This window comes from Nocardia brasiliensis (assembly GCF_042691675.1).
GTDB lineage: Bacteria > Actinomycetota > Actinomycetes > Mycobacteriales > Mycobacteriaceae > Nocardia > Nocardia brasiliensis_D.
The window spans coordinates 1,297,377-1,314,924 of record NZ_CP170507.1 but is presented as its reverse complement, the minus strand read 5'-3'; the positions used below and the strand labels follow the sequence as shown (position 1 = coordinate 1,314,924).

General features: G+C 68.7%; 16 protein-coding genes. 4 read left to right on the top strand and 12 right to left on the bottom strand.

All coding sequences use genetic code 11. From position 1 onward, the window contains the following. Positions 1–4: 4 nt before the first annotated feature. From tsaB to ACFK0J_RS06090, 5 genes are all read right to left on the bottom strand, one after another. Complete coding sequence (tsaB, locus tag ACFK0J_RS06110; RefSeq protein ID WP_378737339.1) at positions 5–733, bottom strand: tRNA (adenosine(37)-N6)-threonylcarbamoyltransferase complex dimerization subunit type 1 TsaB; 729 nt, start codon at positions 731–733, stop codon at positions 5–7. 55 nt (positions 734–788) lie between these two features. Beyond that, positions 789–1,235 (bottom strand): tRNA (adenosine(37)-N6)-threonylcarbamoyltransferase complex ATPase subunit type 1 TsaE, encoded by a 447-nt coding sequence (gene tsaE, locus ACFK0J_RS06105; protein WP_378737337.1) that lies wholly within the window; start codon positions 1,233–1,235, stop codon positions 789–791. Continuing rightward, positions 1,228–2,316 (bottom strand): alpha/beta fold hydrolase, encoded by a 1,089-nt coding sequence (locus tag ACFK0J_RS06100; protein WP_378737335.1) that lies wholly within the window; start codon positions 2,314–2,316, stop codon positions 1,228–1,230. Before ACFK0J_RS06100 ends, tsaE begins: the two co-directional genes overlap by 8 nt. After that, on the bottom strand, positions 2,313–3,488 hold the full coding sequence (gene alr / locus ACFK0J_RS06095) for an alanine racemase (RefSeq protein ID WP_378742656.1): 1,176 nt from the start codon (positions 3,486–3,488) through the stop codon (positions 2,313–2,315). The genes ACFK0J_RS06100 and alr overlap by 4 nt, the downstream gene beginning before the upstream one ends. A 202-nt stretch (positions 3,489–3,690) precedes the next feature. Then, positions 3,691–5,181, bottom strand: a complete 1,491-nt coding sequence (locus ACFK0J_RS06090) for an NAD(P)H-hydrate dehydratase (RefSeq protein WP_378737333.1) — start codon at positions 5,179–5,181, stop codon at positions 3,691–3,693. A gap of 111 nt (positions 5,182–5,292) precedes the next feature. Between ACFK0J_RS06090 and ACFK0J_RS06085 the strand changes: the two genes are divergently transcribed. Beyond that, a complete protein-coding gene (locus tag ACFK0J_RS06085) occupies positions 5,293–5,712 on the top strand; it encodes a cupredoxin family copper-binding protein (RefSeq protein WP_378737331.1) in 420 nt (139 codons plus the stop codon). A 500-nt stretch (positions 5,713–6,212) separates the two neighbouring features. Here ACFK0J_RS06085 and ACFK0J_RS06080 read toward each other — a convergent pair whose 3' ends face one another. Beyond that, entirely contained in the window at positions 6,213–6,704 is a 492-nt protein-coding gene (locus tag ACFK0J_RS06080; protein WP_378737329.1) for a MarR family winged helix-turn-helix transcriptional regulator, read from the bottom strand. Between the two features lie 138 nt (positions 6,705–6,842). Here ACFK0J_RS06080 and ACFK0J_RS06075 point away from each other — a divergent pair, with 138 nt between their 5' ends. Continuing rightward, a complete protein-coding gene (locus ACFK0J_RS06075) occupies positions 6,843–8,042 on the top strand; it encodes an MFS transporter (protein ID WP_378737327.1) in 1,200 nt (399 codons plus the stop codon). A 952-nt stretch (positions 8,043–8,994) separates the two neighbouring features. Here the strand turns inward: ACFK0J_RS06075 and glmS are convergent. After that, complete coding sequence (glmS, locus tag ACFK0J_RS06070; RefSeq protein WP_378737325.1) at positions 8,995–10,878, bottom strand: glutamine--fructose-6-phosphate transaminase (isomerizing); 1,884 nt, start codon at positions 10,876–10,878, stop codon at positions 8,995–8,997. Between the two features lie 36 nt (positions 10,879–10,914). On the opposite strand from glmS, the gene ACFK0J_RS06065 reads away from it, so the two are divergent. After that, positions 10,915–11,772 carry a dienelactone hydrolase family protein gene (locus tag ACFK0J_RS06065; protein WP_378737323.1) on the top strand — a complete coding sequence of 286 codons (858 nt, stop codon included), beginning with the start codon at positions 10,915–10,917 and terminating at the stop codon, positions 11,770–11,772. A gap of 445 nt (positions 11,773–12,217) precedes the next feature. Here ACFK0J_RS06065 and ACFK0J_RS06060 read toward each other — a convergent pair whose 3' ends face one another. The 5 genes from ACFK0J_RS06060 to ACFK0J_RS06040 form a co-directional block, all read right to left on the bottom strand. Then, positions 12,218–12,565, bottom strand: coding sequence for a hypothetical protein (locus ACFK0J_RS06060; protein WP_378737321.1), 348 nt, complete (start codon positions 12,563–12,565; stop codon positions 12,218–12,220). 142 nt (positions 12,566–12,707) lie between these two features. Next, on the bottom strand, positions 12,708–14,564 hold the full coding sequence (locus tag ACFK0J_RS06055; RefSeq protein ID WP_378737319.1) for a hypothetical protein: 1,857 nt from the start codon (positions 14,562–14,564) through the stop codon (positions 12,708–12,710). An 11-nt stretch (positions 14,565–14,575) separates the two neighbouring features. Continuing rightward, positions 14,576–14,902 (bottom strand): hypothetical protein, encoded by a 327-nt coding sequence (locus ACFK0J_RS06050; protein WP_378737317.1) that lies wholly within the window; start codon positions 14,900–14,902, stop codon positions 14,576–14,578. A 176-nt stretch (positions 14,903–15,078) separates the two neighbouring features. Then, a complete protein-coding gene (locus ACFK0J_RS06045; protein ID WP_218474031.1) occupies positions 15,079–15,387 on the bottom strand; it encodes a DUF6802 family protein in 309 nt (102 codons plus the stop codon). A 106-nt stretch (positions 15,388–15,493) separates the two neighbouring features. Next, on the bottom strand, positions 15,494–15,685 hold the full coding sequence (locus ACFK0J_RS06040) for a PspC domain-containing protein (RefSeq protein ID WP_218474029.1): 192 nt from the start codon (positions 15,683–15,685) through the stop codon (positions 15,494–15,496). A gap of 188 nt (positions 15,686–15,873) precedes the next feature. On the opposite strand from ACFK0J_RS06040, the gene ACFK0J_RS06035 reads away from it, so the two are divergent. Further along, complete coding sequence (locus tag ACFK0J_RS06035) at positions 15,874–17,529, top strand: ABC-F family ATP-binding cassette domain-containing protein (protein WP_378737315.1); 1,656 nt, start codon at positions 15,874–15,876, stop codon at positions 17,527–17,529. Positions 17,530–17,548: the final 19 nt, after the last annotated feature.

Here is a 17,548-nt window from a genome sequence, read left to right as displayed (position 1 = left end):
CGGCTCACGCTCCCGTCCGGTCGAGGGCGCGGTAGCTCTTCTCGACGGCGTCGGGCCTGCGCAGGTACAGCGGTACCAGCGCGTCCGGCACCGTGCGCGCGAGTACTTCGGCCGCGGCCGCCTGGACCAGCCCGGCGGGCGACGGCGTCTCCACCGGCAGCACGGGTAGGTCGAAGAAGTCGACGTGCGAGGCGGATCCGGCGATCACCGTGGCCTGTGCCATATCCACATCGCTCGGCTTGGCCACGTCCGGCCCCGCGACGCGCACGCCGTCGCGGTAGCGCGCCCAGTAGACCTCGCGGCGGCGCGCGTCGGTGACCACGAGCAGTTCACTACCCGGCGTGAGGTCGGACACCGCGTCGGCGGCGATCGCGTCGAGACTGCACACGCCGTAAACCGGAATACCCAGCGCGTCACCGAACGCCGCGGCGGTCGCCATGCCGACGCGCAACCCGGTGAACGGGCCCGGCCCGATGCCGACCACGATCGCGGCGATGTCGGTCCTGGAACGGTTTGCCTCGGTGAGACATTCGAGGATCTGCGGGGTGAGCACCTCGGCGTGCGCGCGCGGGTCGACCCGCACACGCGAGGCGACGGTGCGCGTCGTGGCAGTGCCGTTCCGCCCGACCGGCAAGCCGTCGCCGGCGGCGGTGGCCACACCCGCGGCCTGCTCCAGTTCCACCAATCCCGCTGTCACGGCGGGTGTCGCGGTGTCGACACTTAATACCAGCATGATTGACCCAACGATACCGGTTGGTAGCTGCCGTCGGTGCGGAGCTACCTGGTAGTTAATCCACCCATTCCCATTCGGCGGTGCGTACCTCCGAATCGGGTTCACGCGACAGCAGCACCCGCAGGTGACGATCGGTCAGGTGTTCCACCACCCCACGGCCCCACTCCACCACGACCACCGCTTGATGCAGATCGGTGTCCAGGTCGAGGGCGTCCAGCTCGTCCAGGTCGCCGCCGAGCCGGTAGGCGTCCACGTGCACCAACGGCACCGCGCCTGCGCGCTCGCCCGCCCGATGCTGGCGGGCGATGATGAACGTCGGCGAGCTGACCCGGCCTTGCACGCCGAGCCCTTCGGCGATGCCCCTGGTGAGCGCGGTCTTGCCCGCGCCGAGCGGACCGTCGAGCACGACCAGATCCCCGGCGCCGAGCCCGGCGGCGAGCTCGCGGCCGAGTGCCTCGGTGTCGGCGACGGTGGGCAGAATCCGCTGCTGCCGCTCAGCCACTGGTCACCTCCGAGGCGGGTGCTTGGGTGCGTTCGATCACGCCGGTGCGCGCGAGCAATCGGTCGAGCGCGTCGTTGACGATATCCGGGAACTGCAGGTGCGGCATGTGCGCGGCGCCCTCGAAGCGGATCAGCTCACTGTTCGGCAGCTGCCTGGCCAGTACCCGGGAATTGCGGAACGGGATCACCAAATCGTGCGTGCCGCCGATCACCAGCGCGGGCAGGTGCGCCAGGGTGGGCAGTGCGGCCGATTCATCGTGCAGCTCGATGGCTTTCAGGAACTTCACGACGGTCTCGACCGGCGTCCGGTCGATCATCATGGTGGTGAACCGGGACAGGGTGGGGCTCACCGGGCCGTGAAACGAGCTGACATGCAGGATCGGCGAGATCAGTTGCCGCGCCGTGGTTCGTCCCGCCTGGGCCAGCGCGGGCGCGGCGAGCACGGCCATCCGGACCCGATCGATTACCGGATTGCGCAGTAGCTGCGTGATGCCCGTGGCGGTGACCTCGGCGGCGGCCGTGGCGAACAGCGCTATCCCGATCACGCGGGCCGCGAACAGCTCCGGGAACTGTGCCGCGGCGGCGAGCACCGCCATGCCGCCGAGAGAATGGCCGACCAGCACCACCCGGCCCGTCGGCGCGCTCGCCGTGATCACCGCGGCAAGGTCGCGGCCGAGTTGGGCGACGGTGCAGCTGTCCGTCTCCGGCGTGCCGGAGCGGCCGTGGCCGCGCAGGTCGAACAGGACCAGGCGCGCGCTTGCGCCCCAGCGCTTTTCGAGGTCGCGGCGCTGAAAGTGGAAGGACTCCATGGTGTTACAGAAGCCGTGCACGAAGATCACGGTGACCGGCGCGTTCGAGGGGCCGCATTCGCGGGTGGCCAGGCGCACACCGTCGTCGGTGAGCACGGCGCCGGAGCGGTCCTGATCGATGAGATCGAAGTTCTCGTCCCGGTATTCGTCACGGCGGGCGGGCCAGAGCACACGGGCGCCGGCGCGGCGTAGGGCGTGCACCCCGGCCATGGCACCGACCACGCCCGCGGTGGCGAGGCCGCCACGGACCGCGGTGACCCGCCTGCGTCTCATCCGGCACCGCCTACGTAGCGGCGGACCGCTCTGCCGCGCGGCGAGCAGACCACCTCGTAGTGAATGGTGTCGAGCCGGTCCGCCCAGTCCTGGGCGCGAGGTTCGTCCGGACCCGCGCCGAACAGGATGGCCGGGTCGCCCGCGCGGACATCGGCGGCGTTGTCGCCGAGGTCGACGACGAACTGGTCCATGCATACCCGGCCGACGTTGGGGCGGCGCGCTCCGCCGAGCCATACGTCGAATCGTCCACTCAGCGAACGGAATACACCGTCGGCATAGCCCGCCGGGATGAGCGCGACCGTGGTGTCGTGCGGGGCGATCCAGGTGTGACCGTAGGAGACGCCTTCGCCCGCCGCCACCTGCTTGACCAGGGCGACGCGAGCTTGGAAGGTCATCGCCGGGCGCAGTCCGAAGTCGTCGATGTCGGGGACCGGGGTGAGCCCGTAGACCGCGATGCCGGGCCGGACCATATCGAAGGCTAGGTCGGGACGGGTCAGCGTAGCGGGCGAGTTGGACAGGTGCACCAGTTCCGGTTCCAGGCCGTGCTCCTTGGCGGTGGCGATGGCTTCCAGGAAGCGGTCGCGCTGCACGTCGTTGGTCGGATGCTCGGGTTCGTCGGCGCAGGCGAGGTGGGAGAAGAGCGCCCGAAAGCGCACCGCCTGCTCGTCGACCAGGGTCCGCAGCGCCGCGAGTGCCTGCGGATATTCGACCGGCGTGAGACCGTTGCGGTGCAGACCGGTATCCACCTTGAGGCTGATCGTGGCGGTGCGGCCGGTGCTCCTGACCGCCGCCTCCACCGCCCGCAGCTGGGCGAGCGAGGAAACGCCGATCTCGATGTCGGCGGTGAGCGCGGCGGCGTAATCGGCGTCGGAGTTGTTGAGCCAGGTCAGGATCGGCGCGGTGATCCCGGCCTCGCGCAGCAGCACGGCCTCGGGGATCGTGGTGACACCCAGTTCGGCGGCACCCGCGGCCAGCGCCGCCTTGCCGACCTCGACGGCTCCGTGGTTGTAGCCGTCGGCTTTGACCACCGCCATCACCGCGGCGTCGCCCGCGTGTTCGCGCAGGATCCGCACGTTGTGGGCGATGGCGGTCAAATCGACGACCGTCTCCACTTGCGCCTTCACGCTAGCCCCGCCTCTCCGGGTATTCGGGCCAGACCCAGGTGCCACGATAGTGGCGTCGGCGGTCGGCCGTGCCGCGGTGGGCTGCGAGTCAGCCCGTACCCGACGAGTTACCCATGTGCTGTCGAAGTCAGTTGGTTGCCTTTGCTGAAGTCTATTGGCGGGGTGATGTCGTGGTGGCAGCGCGTTGACGCGGCGGTGTCCCGCGACACAGCTCGGCGTGCGAGCACATGACCCGATGGCCGGATCCGCATCAGAAGTCGCGGCGGGCGAGTGCGCGAAGCGTGCGGACGGCCGGACGGATGTGGTCGAGCAGTGGAGTTGCGGAGATGGGTGCGGCTTCGGGGTGGCCTTCGTGGGCGGCCAGGTTCGCCGCGAGCGAGTGCGCTCGCGCGGCGGCCGCGGCGGCCCAGACCGGGGCGTGACCGGCGGCCAGAAGGGCGCCGATGATGCCGGACAGCACATCGCCCGCCCCCGCGGTGGCAGCCCAGGACGCGCCCGCTTCGTTGACCAGTACCGGTGCACCGGGGGTGGCGACGAGGGTGGCGCGGCCCTTCAGCAGGACGGTGAGCCGCCAGTCCTCGGCGAGGGAGCGGACCGCCGCTACCCGGTCCGGACCGGCCTCCGCTCCGGTGAGTCGGGCGAATTCGCCTGCGTGCGGGGTCAATACGGTCGGTGCCGAACGGCCGCGTACCAGGTCGGGATCGGCGGCGAGCATGGTGAGCCCGTCCGCGTCGACGACGACGGGCAGGTCGGTGGCGAGGATCTCGACCAGCCGTTTGCGAGCGTCGGCGTCGGTGCCCGCGCCGGGACCGAACACCCACGCCTGGACTCGGCCGACCTCCGAGACATGCTCGGTGGCAATCACTTCGGGAAAGTGGGCGAGCACATCGGCGGCGCCGGTTCCGGCGTATCGGACCATGCCCGAGGTGGCCGCGACAGCCGCGCCGGTGCACAGCACCGCCGCGCCCGGATAGTCGGCGCTCCCCGCACAGACACCGGTGACGCCCTGGGTGTACTTGTCGTCGGTCGCATTCGGCACCGGCCAGTCCGCGCCGATCGAAGCGGGTTCCAGCGCGGCCAGATTCGGCTCCGGCAGCTGTAACCCGATGGGCACCAGTTCGATTCGACCGCAGTGCGGCGCGGCGAGGGCGTGTACGGGCTTGTACGCGCCGAACGCGACGGTGACATCCGCGCGGACGGCGGGGCCGGTGATCGCGCCGGTATCCGGATCGACGCCACTCGGCAAATCTGCGGCAACGATCGGGACTTCCAGTGCCGCAACGAGTTCGGCGGCATTCGGACGTAACGCGCCACGACCGGAAATGCCGACGATGCCGTCGATCACCAAGTCGGGATCACCGATGTCCTCGCGCCCGCCGCCGCCCGCCTGTCGCCCGCCGCCGCCCGCCTCGCGCACGCGTCCGCCCGCCCTGCGCAGCGCCGCAAGCCCTTTCGCGTGGGCACGAGCCGGGTTGAGCAGCACCGCGGTCACCGCGACACCGCGGCGGCGCAGCATCGACCCGGCCCACAGTGCGTCGCCACCGTTGTCGCCGGACCCGACGAGCAGGGTCACCGAGCGCCCCGCGAGACCTCCGGTGCGCGCTCGCAGCTCGCCCGCGACGACGGTGGCCAGCCCGTACGCCGCACGCTGCATGGGGACGCCGTCCGGGACCCGGGTGAACAGCTCGGCCTCGGCCGCGCGCACTTCGTCGGCGGTGAAATAACCCCGCTGCGTGGACATGGGCGATCCTCCACTGGGTTGTCCGGTACTGCTCGTCCGTCGCCGCCGGGCTCGCGTCGGCGCGATGACGCCGCGCAGGCCCGCAACGACAGCAGACTACGCTTGGCCATCATGCCAATGGTCAAACGCCGTGCCAGGTCCCTGTCGGTCGTCACCGGGTTCGTGCTGGCAGCCGCACTGCTGGCCGGCTGCGGCGGTGGTGACTCCGGGCCCGCGGCGACGACCACGAAGCGCCCGACGACCCCGACCTCCCAGCCCGCGGGCGACCCCGAGCCCGCCGCCGTCACCGTCGATGTCAGCGACATGAAATTCTCCCCCGCCGAGGTCACCATCAAAACCGGCGACACCATCACCTGGCACTTCACCGACAAGGCCCCACACAACGTGCAAGGCATCGGCGACAAGGCCATGGGCCTCAACAGCCCCATCATCGACAAGGGCGACTGGAGCTACACCTTCACCGTCCCCGGCACCTACCGCTACCTCTGCTCTCTCCACCCAGAAATGCGCGGCACCATCACCGTCCAGTAGCGGTCCACCGACCCCACCGAGAAACACACCGTCAAGTCCATCCCGCCACTAGCGACGGAGGCCTAAGCGACCGGGACATCGCTGCGCCAAAGTGCGAGAAGCGACTCGGTGGCGTCCCGCCCGACAGCTAGACCGAGCCGGTAAGCGACCACGGCCTAAGCGAACGGGACATCGCTGCGGCAAAGTGCGAGAAGCGACTCGGTCATGTCCCGCTCGATGGCTAGACCGGGCCGGTAAGCCCACGGCCCCCTGTGCGAATGGGACATCGCTGCGCCAAAGCGCGAGAAGGGACTCGGTCATGTCCCGCTCGATGGCTAGACCGAGCCGGTAAGCCCGCGGCCCCCTGCGCGAACTGGACACCGCTGCGCCAAAGCGCGAGAAGCGACTCGCTGGCGTCCGCCCGACAGCTAGGCCGGACCGGCAAGCCGACGGCCGCCTGCGCGAACGGGACACCGCTGCGGCGAAGTGCGAGAAGGGGCTCGGTGGTGTCCCGTGCGGTGTTAGACCGGGCGGTATTGGCGGGTGCGGGGGCTGCGGGCCGAGCTGGTGTTGAGGGCTTCTACGGCGGCTACCAGGGGGGCCAGTTCTGGGTCGGCGGCGGCTTGGCCGAGGGCGCTGGAGAGGGCAGCGTCGTGGGTGGGGCGGGCCTGTTCCAGGAGAGTCAGGCCGGGTGGGGTGACGTCGGTGTAGATGCCGCGGCGGTCGTCGGGGCACAGGTAGCGCTGGAGTAGGCCGCGGTCTTCCATTCGGGTGACCAGGCGGGTGGTGGCGCTCTGGCTCAGGACCACGGCTTCGGCGACCTGGTTCATCCGTAGGTGGCCACCGGGGCCGTCGTGCTGACGGCTGAGCACGACCAACAGCGAGTATTCGCGGACGCTCAGGTCGTGGCCGGATTGCAGGGCCCGTTCGATGTGCGCCTCGATCCGATCGTGCAGCAGTGACAGTGCGTACCAGCCATCGGCCAGGCCGGTCAGCGCGGCATCCGCGGTCATGGCGTTCCTTCCGCGTAGGGATTGTCCTTCCAGGATAGATGACGCGCGCAATAGCCTGCGCTTGCAATTATAAAGCGTTTGCAATTATTGTTGGCGCTCGTAAGGCTCAGGCGCAAACATAACGTGGAGGCTCTCCTCATGCCGCTCGCTCTCCTCGCCCTGACACTCGGGGCATTCGGAATCGGCACCACCGAATTCGTCGTCGTCGGGTTGCTCCCCGACATCGCCGACACCTACGCGGTGTCCATCCCCACTGCGGGCATGCTGGTCACCGGGTACGCGCTCGGCGTCGTGGTCGGTGCGCCGCTGATGACCGGGCTCGGCACCCGGGTCTCCCGCAAGCGGATGCTCCTCGGCATGCTGCTGCTCCTCGTGGCAGGCAACGTATTGTCCGCTGTCGCACCCACTTTCGCGTTGATGCTGACCGGGCGGATCGTGGCCTCGCTGGCCCATGGCGCGTTCTTCGGCATCGGCGCGGTCGTCGCGGGAGCCGTGGTGAGCCCGGATCGACGCGCCGGTGCGATCGCGATCATGTTCACCGGCCTCACCGTCGCCACCATGGTCGGCGTACCGTTCGGCACCCTGCTCGGCCAGCAGTTCGGCTGGCGGCTCACCTTCCTGATCGTCGCCCTGGTCGGTCTGATCGGCCTGATCGGTGTCGCCCTGCTGGTGCCCGAGCAGCCCGCCCCGCGGGATGCCCGCCTACGCACCGAATTGGCTGTTTTCCGGAACCCGCAGGTGCTGCTCGCGATGGCGATGACCGTGCTCGGCTTCGGCGGCGTGTTCGCGGCGATCACCTATCTCGCGCCGATGATGACCGAGGTCACCGGTTTCGCGGACAGTTCGGTCACCTGGCTGCTCGTGTTGTTCGGCCTCGGCTTCTTCGCCGGCAACCTGATCGGCGGCAAGTTCGCCGACGGCCACCTGATGCCGATGCTCTACCTCAGCCTCGGCGGCCTCGCCGTGGTGCTGGCCCTGTTCACCCTCACCGCACACAACAAGATCACCGCAGCGATCACCGTCGTCCTCATCGGCGCCCTCGGCTTCGCCACCGTCCCACCCCTGCAAAAGCGCGTCCTCGACCAAGCCGCCGGCACACCGACCTTGGCCTCCGCCGTCAACATCGGCGCCTTCAACCTCGGCAACGCCATCGCCGCCTGGCTAGGCGGCGCGGTCATCGCCGCAGGCTTCGGCTACACCGCCCCCAACTGGGTCGGCGTAGCCCTGGTCGTCCTAGCCCTAGTCCTGGCCGCCTGGTCCGGCACCCTCGAACGCCGCTCCTCCACCCAATCCCCCACCACCCCAACCAAACCCCAACCAGCCCCCGCCCACCCCTAACCCTCACACCCCACCCGGCGGCGACCACCCATCACCGCCGGGCTCCGTGCCCACGAGCGACCCCCCACGCAAGCCTCTCCCCCACTTCCCCTCAACCACGTCCCACTCCCCAGGTCCGGCAGATACCTGCCCCCCCAACGGGACACCACCGAGCCGCCACTCGCACTTCCCCTCAACCACGTCCCACTCAACGGCACCGCCGCCAACGCCCCTCGCCGAACGGGACACCACCGAGCCGCCACTCGCACTCCGCCTCAACCACGTCCCACTCAACGGCACCGCCGCCAACGCCCCTCGCCGAACGGGACACCACCGAGCCGCCACTCGCACTTCCCCTCAACCACGTCCCACTCGACGGCACCGCCGCCAACGCCCCTCGCCGAACGGGACACCACCGGGCCGCTACTCGCACTTCCCCTCAACCACGTCCCACTCGACGGCACCGCCGTCAACGCCCCTCGCCGAACGGGACACCGCCGAGCCGTTACTCGCACTCCGCCTCAACCACGTCCCGCTCGCCAGCTCCGCAGAGAATGGCTGGCGCCCAACGGGACACCACCGAGCGGCTACTCGCACTTCCCCTCAACTACGTCCCTTCCCCCAGATCCGGCGGCTACCAGCCCGCCCAACGGGACACCACCAAGCCATTACTCGAACTTCGCCTCAACCATGTCCCGCTCGCCAACTCAGCACATAGCGGCCCCGCCGAGCGGGCCAGTGCCGAGCGGCTTTTCGCACTCCGCCTCAACCACGTCCCACTCGCCAGCTCCGCAGAGAATGGCTCCGCGCCCAACGGGACACCACCGAGCCGCTACTCGCACTCCGCCTCAACCACGTCCCACTCGACGGCACCGCCGTCAACGCCCCCGCCGAACGGGACACCACCGAGCCGCTACTCGCACTTCGCCTCAACCATGTCCCGCTCGTCAGCTCAGCGGGGGCTGGGCGGGGGCTATTCGACGGTGACGGACTTGGCGAGGTTGCGGGGCTTGTCTACGTCGTAGCCGCGGGCTTGGGCTACTTCGGCGGCGAAGATTTGGAGGGGGACGGTGGAGAGTAGGGGCTGGAATAGGGTGGGGGCGGAGGGGATTTCGATTAGGTCGTCGGCGAAGGGGCGGACCGTGTCGTCGCCTTCCTCGGCGATCACGATGGTGCGCGCGCCGCGGGCCTGGATCTCGCGAATGTTGCTGAGCAGCTTGGAGTGCAGCACTGCGCGGCCCTTGGGGGACGGCATCACCACGATCACCGGCAGGCCCTCTTCGATCAACGCGATCGGGCCGTGTTTGAGCTCGCCCGCCGCGAAGCCCTCGGCGTGCATGTACGCCAGCTCCTTGAGCTTGAGCGCACCCTCCAGCGCCACCGGGTAGCCGACGTGGCGGCCGAGAAACAGGACCGTTTGGACATGTGCCAGCTCGCGTGCGAGGGCGCGGACCTGCGGACCGGTCTCGAGCACTCGTGCGACCAGCTTCGGCATCGCCTCGAGCTCGGCGAACTCGCGGGCCACCTCGTCGGGGTATTTGGTGCCGCGCGCCTGCGCCAGGGCGAGACCGACCAGATAATTCGCGGTCACCTGAGCCAGGAACGCCTTGGTGGAGGCGACGCCGATTTCCGGACCGGTCCTGGTGTAGAGCACGGCGTCGGACTCGCGCGGAATCTGCGCGCCATTGGTATTACAGATCGCCAGGACGCGCGCCTTCTGCTCCTTGGCGTGGCGCACAGCCTCGAGCGTGTCGGCCGTCTCCCCCGACTGCGAAATCGCCACCACCAACGTGGACCGATCCAAAACCGGGTCGCGGTAACGGAATTCGCTGGCCAGTTCGACCTCGACGGGCAGCCTGGTCCAGTGCTCGATCGCGTACTTGGCGAGCAGGCCCGCATGGTAGGAACTGCCGCAGGCGACGACGAAGACCTTGTCGAAGTCGCGCAGTTCCTGATCGGCGAGCCGCTGCTCGTCCAGCACGATCCGCCCCGCACCGTCCTGGTCGTGGCTGAAGTGCCCGATCAAGGTGTCCGCCACACCGGCAGGCTGCTCCTCGATCTCCTTGAGCATGAAGTAGTCGTGGCCACCCTTTTCGGCGGCGGCCAGATCCCAGTCGATGGTGAACGGACGGGTACGCGCCGCCGCGTCGTCGCCCGCGAAATCGGTGACCGTGTAAGTGTCCGCGGTGATCACCACGGCTTGGTCCTGCCCGAGTTCGACGGCCTCGCGGGTGTGCTCGATGAACGCGGTGACGTCCGAGGCGATGAACATCTCGCCCTTGCCGACGCCGACCACCAGCGGCGTCGAGCGACGCGCCGCGACGATCATGTCCGGATGGTCGGCATGGGTGAAGACCAGCGTGAACGCCCCCTCCAGCCGACGAAGCACCGCGAGCGCACTTGCCGCGAAGTCGCCCGCGGTCGGCCCCTCGGCGTAGGCGCGAGCCACCAGGTGCACGGCGACCTCGGTGTCGGTGTCGCTGCTCAGCTCGACGCCCGCGTCCTCCAACTCCCGGCGCAGCGGGGCGAAGTTCTCGATGATCCCGTTGTGCACCACGGCGACCTTGCCGCTGTGATCGCGATGCGGATGGGCGTTGCGGTCGGTCGGCGCGCCGTGCGTCGCCCACCGCGTGTGGCCCATTCCGGTCGTGCCCGCGAAGCTCGCCACGCCGATTTCGGCGAGTTCGGCCTCCAGATTGGCCAGCTTGCCCGCCTTGCGTTCCACTGCCAGCGCGCCCGCGCCGTCGACGATCGCCACACCAGCGGAGTCGTAGCCGCGATATTCCATGCGGCGCAACGCGTCAACGACAACGCCGAGCGCGTCCCGGTATCCGACGTACCCCACGATTCCGCACATGGCTCACCAGAGTACTTATCGGATAACGTTCTCGTCGTGTCGGCGTCTGTGAAATCGCTCCTGAGCACCCTGACCAGCCGCGGCCCCCATCGGGTGCTGCGCGGCAATTTGGCGATCGCGGGCCAGCCGGGGGTGGTGTTCACGCCCGAATCGGGGCTCAACCTGCCCGCCGTCGCGTTCGGGCACGGCTGGCTGACCGGCGCCGCCAACTATCGCGGCCTACTCGAGCACCTCGCGTCCTGGGGCATCGTGGTCGCCGCACCCGACACCGAGCGCGGCCCGATCCCGTCACACCTCGGCCTGGCCACCGACCTGCTCACCACCTTGGACATCTGCACCGGTGTTCGCCTCGGTGACGGCGCGATCAGCGTGCACCCCGACCGACTCGCGCTGGTCGGCCACGGCATGGGTGCGGGCGCCGCCGTCATCGCCGCGACCCAGCGGCCGGTCGCCGCCGTCGCCGCGCTGTTCCCGGCACCCACCGCCCCGTCCGCCGAAACCCTGGCCCCCGACCTCGACACACCCGCGCTGATCCTGGCAGGCGCCACCGACCTCGCCTCCGTCAGCTCCAACGCCATCCCGCTCGCTACCGCGTGGGGCGGCCCCAGCGTGTTCCGCGCCATCGACAGCGCCTCGCACAACGGCATCATCGAGGGCCGCCGCGTGCTCGCCGCCGTCGGCGCGGGCAAGCACGAATCCAAGACCGCCCGCACCACCCGAGCCCTACTCGCGGGCTACCTGCTCGCCACCGTGGTCGGCGACAAGACCTACCGACTCTTCGCCGACCCGACCGCGGACATCCCGCACACGGTGGTCATCGATCCGGAAGCCAAGGAAGAGACACCGGCACCGAAGCTGAAGATCGGCCAGCTCGCAGGCCTGCTCCGCCGATAGCGACGCAACTTCATACAGCGACCTCCGGCTGACACGCTGACCTGCTGCAGACCCACTGCGACCCGCGCACCGTGACCGATCCCCGGGTAGAACAGCCGGTCTGCGAGCTTGCGCAGCAGCCGACCTCTAGATCAAAGCTCTCCGTCGGCGGCTACATCGCGCCACCCTAGGGACACTCCGCGCTGACACGCCGACATGGTCCAAGGCCTCTGACCCGCTCCGCAAGTCCGCGTCGACACCGTCGGCCAGCGCGGCGACGAGTCGGTTTCGCGAGGAAATTGGCGTTTCCGCGCCGTGGTTCCCGGTGAAACTCACCGATCACCAAGCCCTCAGCGATTTCGGCGAGTAGCCGATCGTGTTGTGCGGGTTAGGAACGCCGCGTCGCCAGTCACCAACGTCACCCCGCGCTCCAACACCTCCGCGCCCCTGCGCGACAGCCGACCGGCTAGATCAGCCAGGTTTCGCGTTGGTAGAAGGCGGCTTCTTCGTCTTCCTGGTCGATGGGGAGGACGTCGCGGTTTGCTTTGCGGGTGGCTATTGAGCGGGCGATGGCTTCGCGCTGTTCTCGGGCTTCGGTTTCGAGGCGCTCTTTTTCTTCGGCCTCGGCGCGCGCTCGTTCCAGTTCCGCGGCGTGGGTGGACCAGAACTCGCGCATCTCGGCGGCGGACTGGGCGGCGAGTTCGCGGCTGGTGTCCGCGGTTCTCCGGTTGATCTGCTCGAGTTCGTCCAGCAGCAGCGATGCGCGGCGGCGGCATTCCTCCGCTGCGCGCTCGATCTCCTCGGCGTAACTCACGATGTCGATTCTCTCCGATCCGCACGTGCTGCACTGGGACATCAGTCCCTGGCCGCACTCCGCCGTTCCACCCCACCGCGAACTGCGCTCATTCCACCACTGCCTCGTCCGCAGGCTCGGCCACTATCCCCGAGCACTGTGCTCACAGCGGGCCCGCCTCGGCCAGATCGCCCAGCGGACCTGCTTCGGCCAATTCCGCGCCGCTGTCGAACGGTGCGTCCGGATTCTGTTCGCCCGGCAGGCGTTTGGGCATGTGCTCGCCGTCTTCCTCGCGCCGCATCTTCGGCGGTGTACCGGTCGGTCCGGCGGATTGGCCGGGGTTCTCCTCGGTCGCACGGGGCTTCTCGACCGGCTCTTGCTTCTCCGGCGCGGTCGGCGCCGGGTCGGCAGGTGCCGGAGCGCCACCGGGTGCCGCGGGCGGCGCGTCGTCCTTCGGTTCGTTCGCGGTGATCACCGGTAGCCCGTTCTCGTCCAGTCGCAGGCTGAACTCTTGCGGCTTGCCGTCGCCTTCGGACATCGTCAGCTTCAGCTGGTCGTCCGGCCCCATCTCGAATTTCAGATGCTTACCGGCAAGGTCGAATTCGGCTGTGGGCTTGCCGTCCTTCGGGTCGCCCGGTGTGCCGTCGCCGTCCTTGTCGGCCTGCGTCGGATCGACGATGTCCTCGACCATCTTCATCGCGTCGTCGACGCCATCTTTGATGAGCCCGGTAAGCGAGCTGATCCCCGCCTCGACTGCCTGACCGATCCCGGTGGCCAACGGCGACAACTGATTCGCCACCTGACTCAGGGCGGGCAAGCCCTCCAACGACGACGTATTCGGCACAGGTACGGTCGGGACCGCCGGTGTAGACGGCACGGTCGACGGCACGGTCGACGGCGATAGCAACGGCGTGGTGGGCGTCGACGGGGTCGACGGCGATGGAGCTGCCGGTGTCGACGGCGTAACCGGTGACGACGGCGTAACCGGTGACGTGCCCGCCGGAGCGGTAGGCGTCGAGGGCTCCACCGGCGTCGAGGGCGTTGCCGGAGCAGACGGCGTCACCGGTGACGAAGGCGAAGTCCCCGCCGGAGCCGTAGGCGTCGACGGATCGCCAGGCTGCACGGGCACCCCACCGTCCTGTGGCGTCCCGTCATTCCTCGGCTGCCCCTGCACCGGAACCCCCACCGGCCGCGGATAGGGCGCAACCGAAACCTGCCCCAGCGCAGTGATAATCGGCTCGTAGACCTGCTTGACCGCCCCATCGGTCAGATCGCACGCCTCGGTGAACTTCTGCACCTTGGCGAGATAGTCGGGTTTGAATACGTTGTCCAGCCAATGCTGACAACGCGCCTGGACATGCTGCTGATAATCCGATCCCGGCAGAATCCCGAGAATATTGCTCGCGGTCCAGGCATCGGCTCCGCCGGTCAGATCCGGAAAGATCCGGCCGAGCTTGCTGTGCAGGCTATCGTCTTGCCAACCATTGCTGACCGCGATACTCGCGCCGGAAATGATGTCATCGACGTCTTCCGGCGTCTTTTCGGCAATCTTGACGGCCGCCCCGTTCTCCAGGATGGAGCGCACCACTTCGGCCTTGATCTTCACCGCGGACCGCAACCCGTCCCCCGCCGCGGCGATCGCCCGCCAAGCCTCCCCCGTGGCTTTCCAATCCACCCCAGCACGGTCGACCTGCTGCGTCACCATGGTGGTGGCCGCCTCGCCCGCCGCACCTTGCCAAACTCCCGCGAGCGCCTTCGCCTGTCCGCGCTGCACGTCCAGCTGAGCGCCCGCGTCTTGCAGTACCATCTGGAGCTTCGCCGCGAGAGTTCGCAGCTTGTCCTCGTTCAGCCCGTTCTGCTCGTAGAAACGCTTGTGCAGCTGCTCATAGGTCGACACCCCGGCGACCTCTCCGAATGCCCGCTTGAACCGTGGTTCGAACTTTTCGAAGTAGAGCAGGCTCCGCGACCCGATATCCAAATACTCGCGCACGGGCGCAGACGCGGGGACTTCAAAAGTCATCGCCGCGCCCCCTACGCCTTACTGCCATCGTCGAGCTTCGCGATATCGAACGATGTCTCTCGATCGGTATTCGAGTACTGCACCACCGCAGCCCCCACCACGTCACCGGTCGCCAGCGTCGCTTCCGACCAGTTCCCGAGCCACTTGTAGATCGTCTCCAGCCCGGTCTGAATCTTGCGGCCGTGTTCGGCGTAGTTCTCGCCCGCATCGGCGGGGCCGAACATGTTGTCCGCCACGTCCTTTGCGCGGTCCCGGACGGCCTGCCCGGATGCGCTCAAATCGCTGGCGAGCCGCCCCAACTCCCCGGTCTCGACGCCGACCAACTCGGATCCGGCCACGCGATCGCCTCCGTCCCTACCTCGTACGATGCCCCGGACTCAGGCCGACGCCGGGTGTCCCCATACTTCCTTCGACGCGGCACGATGACGTTCGGTTCCATCGAATCCAGCCCGAGGCGTACGCGGGCAACATCCCTTGGGCGACCCCGGCCGGGACAACCGGCCCGCCGGGCGATCTACCTGCCGATCTTCCCGTGGTCGGTGCGAACCCACTCCGAGGTCCCATCGGGGTGCCGGTGGAACTCCCACGCGGCGTAGTCGCCGTCCTTTTCGACGACGGTGACATGGTCGGCGAGGCCGTCGTGGTCGTAGTCGGTCCAGACCTGCATGGCGTCTTCACCGGTGGTGGTGATGGTGTCGAGGGTGCCGTCACCGTCGATGTCCTGGGTGGGATGGTGCAGTTCGATCGCACCCAGGCCGTCCAGTGACGAGGACGCGTCGATACCGGGTAAATCCAAACCCGGCAGTTCGCCCGAGGTGATCATTACTCCTCCTCAGCAGGACTCGTGGTGCCGTTCGTGCGTGGACGCGCGAACAAACCCTTTCGCTCCATCCTGACATCCCCAGGTGCACTACGCAGCCCCCTTGGCCTCACTTCTTCGGCATGAGCAACCACAGCACCAGGTACAGGATGAACTGCGGCCCGGGCAGCAGGCAGGAAACCACGAAAAGCAGGCGGACGACATTGGCGTTCCAGCCGAGGTATTCGGCGATGCCGCCACAGACTCCGGCGATCCACTTGTCGTGGGTGGAGCGGGCGAAACGGCGGGTGGGTGCGGTCATGGTCTTCCCTCTCTTGTGATGATCTCTTCGAACTCCACTGTGCCGATCCGGGCCCGGCGGCGCATCGCTCCGGCGACCGATCTCGACCCTGATTTCCCCGGGCCCCGGCTCAGGGTGCAACCCCGAGAACGCTCGCCGGACGCCGACCGGGTGCGGGGCGCGCTCCTGAACACGGCACACTTGGGACAGTGAGCACTACTTTGCATGCGCGCGGCCTGTCCGCAGGGCACGGCGAACGCACCCTGTTCACCGACCTGGATCTCACCCTCGCCCCGGGTGACGTGATCGGCCTGGTCGGCGCGAACGGCGCGGGCAAGTCGACACTGCTGCGCATGCTCGCCGACCGACGCACACCGACCGGCGGCATCACGCTGAGCCCACCCGATGCCACCATCGGCTACCTGGCACAGGAACCCGAGCGGGTGCCCGGCGAGACGGTACTCGAATTCCTCGGTCGCCGAACGGGTGTGGCCGCCGCCCAGCGGGCAATGGATGCCGCGGCGGAGCGCCTCGCGGACGGCAACGACGACGATTATTCACCGGCACTGGAGCGTTGGTTAGCACTCGGCGGCGCGGACCTGGACCAGCGAGCCGAACAGACGGCGGCCGATCTCGGCCTGCTCGACAGCCTGCCGAACGGCCTCGACACCCCGATGACCGGCCTGTCCGGCGGCCAGGCGGCACGGGCGGGACTGGCGTCGGTGTTGTTGTCCCGCTTCGACATCCTCCTGCTGGACGAACCGACCAACGATCTGGACCTGGACGGCCTGGCCCGGCTGGAGCAGTTCGTCACCGGCGTCCGGGTGCCGCTGGTGGTGATCAGCCATGACCGAGAGTTCCTGGCCCGCACCGTGAATCGCATCGTCGAGCTGGACCTGGCACAGCAGCAGGTCGGCACCTACGACGGCGGCTACGAGGCGTATCTGATGGAACGCGAAATCGCCCGCCAGCACGCGCGCGAAGCCTACGAGGAGTTCGCCGACACCAAGGCGGGCCTGGAGGCGCGGGCGCAGATGCAGCGCAACTGGCTCGAACACGGTGTGCGCAACGCCCGCCGTAAGGCGCGCGACCCGAAGAAGGTCGACTCGGACAAGGCGGGCCGCAAGATGCGCGCCGAATCCACCGAGAAGCAGGCCGCCAAGGCCCGCCAGACGCAACGGCGCATCGAACGCCTGGACGTGGTCGAAGAGCCGCGCAAGGAGTGGGAGCTGCGGATGACCATCGGTGCCGCGTCGCGCAGCGGATCGGTGGTGGCCACGCTGTCCGATGCCACTGTCACGCGGGGTGATTTCACCCTCGGCCCGGTCACCATCCAGGTCGACTATGCCGACCGGATCGTGTTGACCGGTGCGAACGGCTCCGGCAAATCGACGCTGCTCGCGCTGCTGCTCGGAAAGCTCCAGCCGGACACCGGAACCGCCATGCTCGGCTCCGGCGTCGAGATCGGCGAGGTCGATCAGGCCCGCGGCTTGTTCCGCGGAACCACGTCGCTGGCCGACACATTCGGCGCGCAGCTGCCGGACTGGCCGGACGCCGAAGTGCGCACCCTGCTCGCCAAGTTCGGGCTGCGCGGCTCGCATGCGTTGCGCGCCTGCGAAACTCTGTCCCCTGGCGAACGCACCCGCGCCGCCCTCGCCCTGCTCCAGGCTCGCGGCGTGAACCTGCTCGTCCTCGACGAGCCGACCAACCATCTCGACCTGCCCGCCATCGAACAACTCGAGCAGGCCGTCGAATCCTTCACCGGCACACTGCTGCTGGTCACCCACGACCGCCGCATGCTCGACACCGTCCAGGCCACTCGTCGCTGGCACATGGATTTCGGCAAGCTCACCGAAACCACCTGACGAACGGCACGTCCTGCTC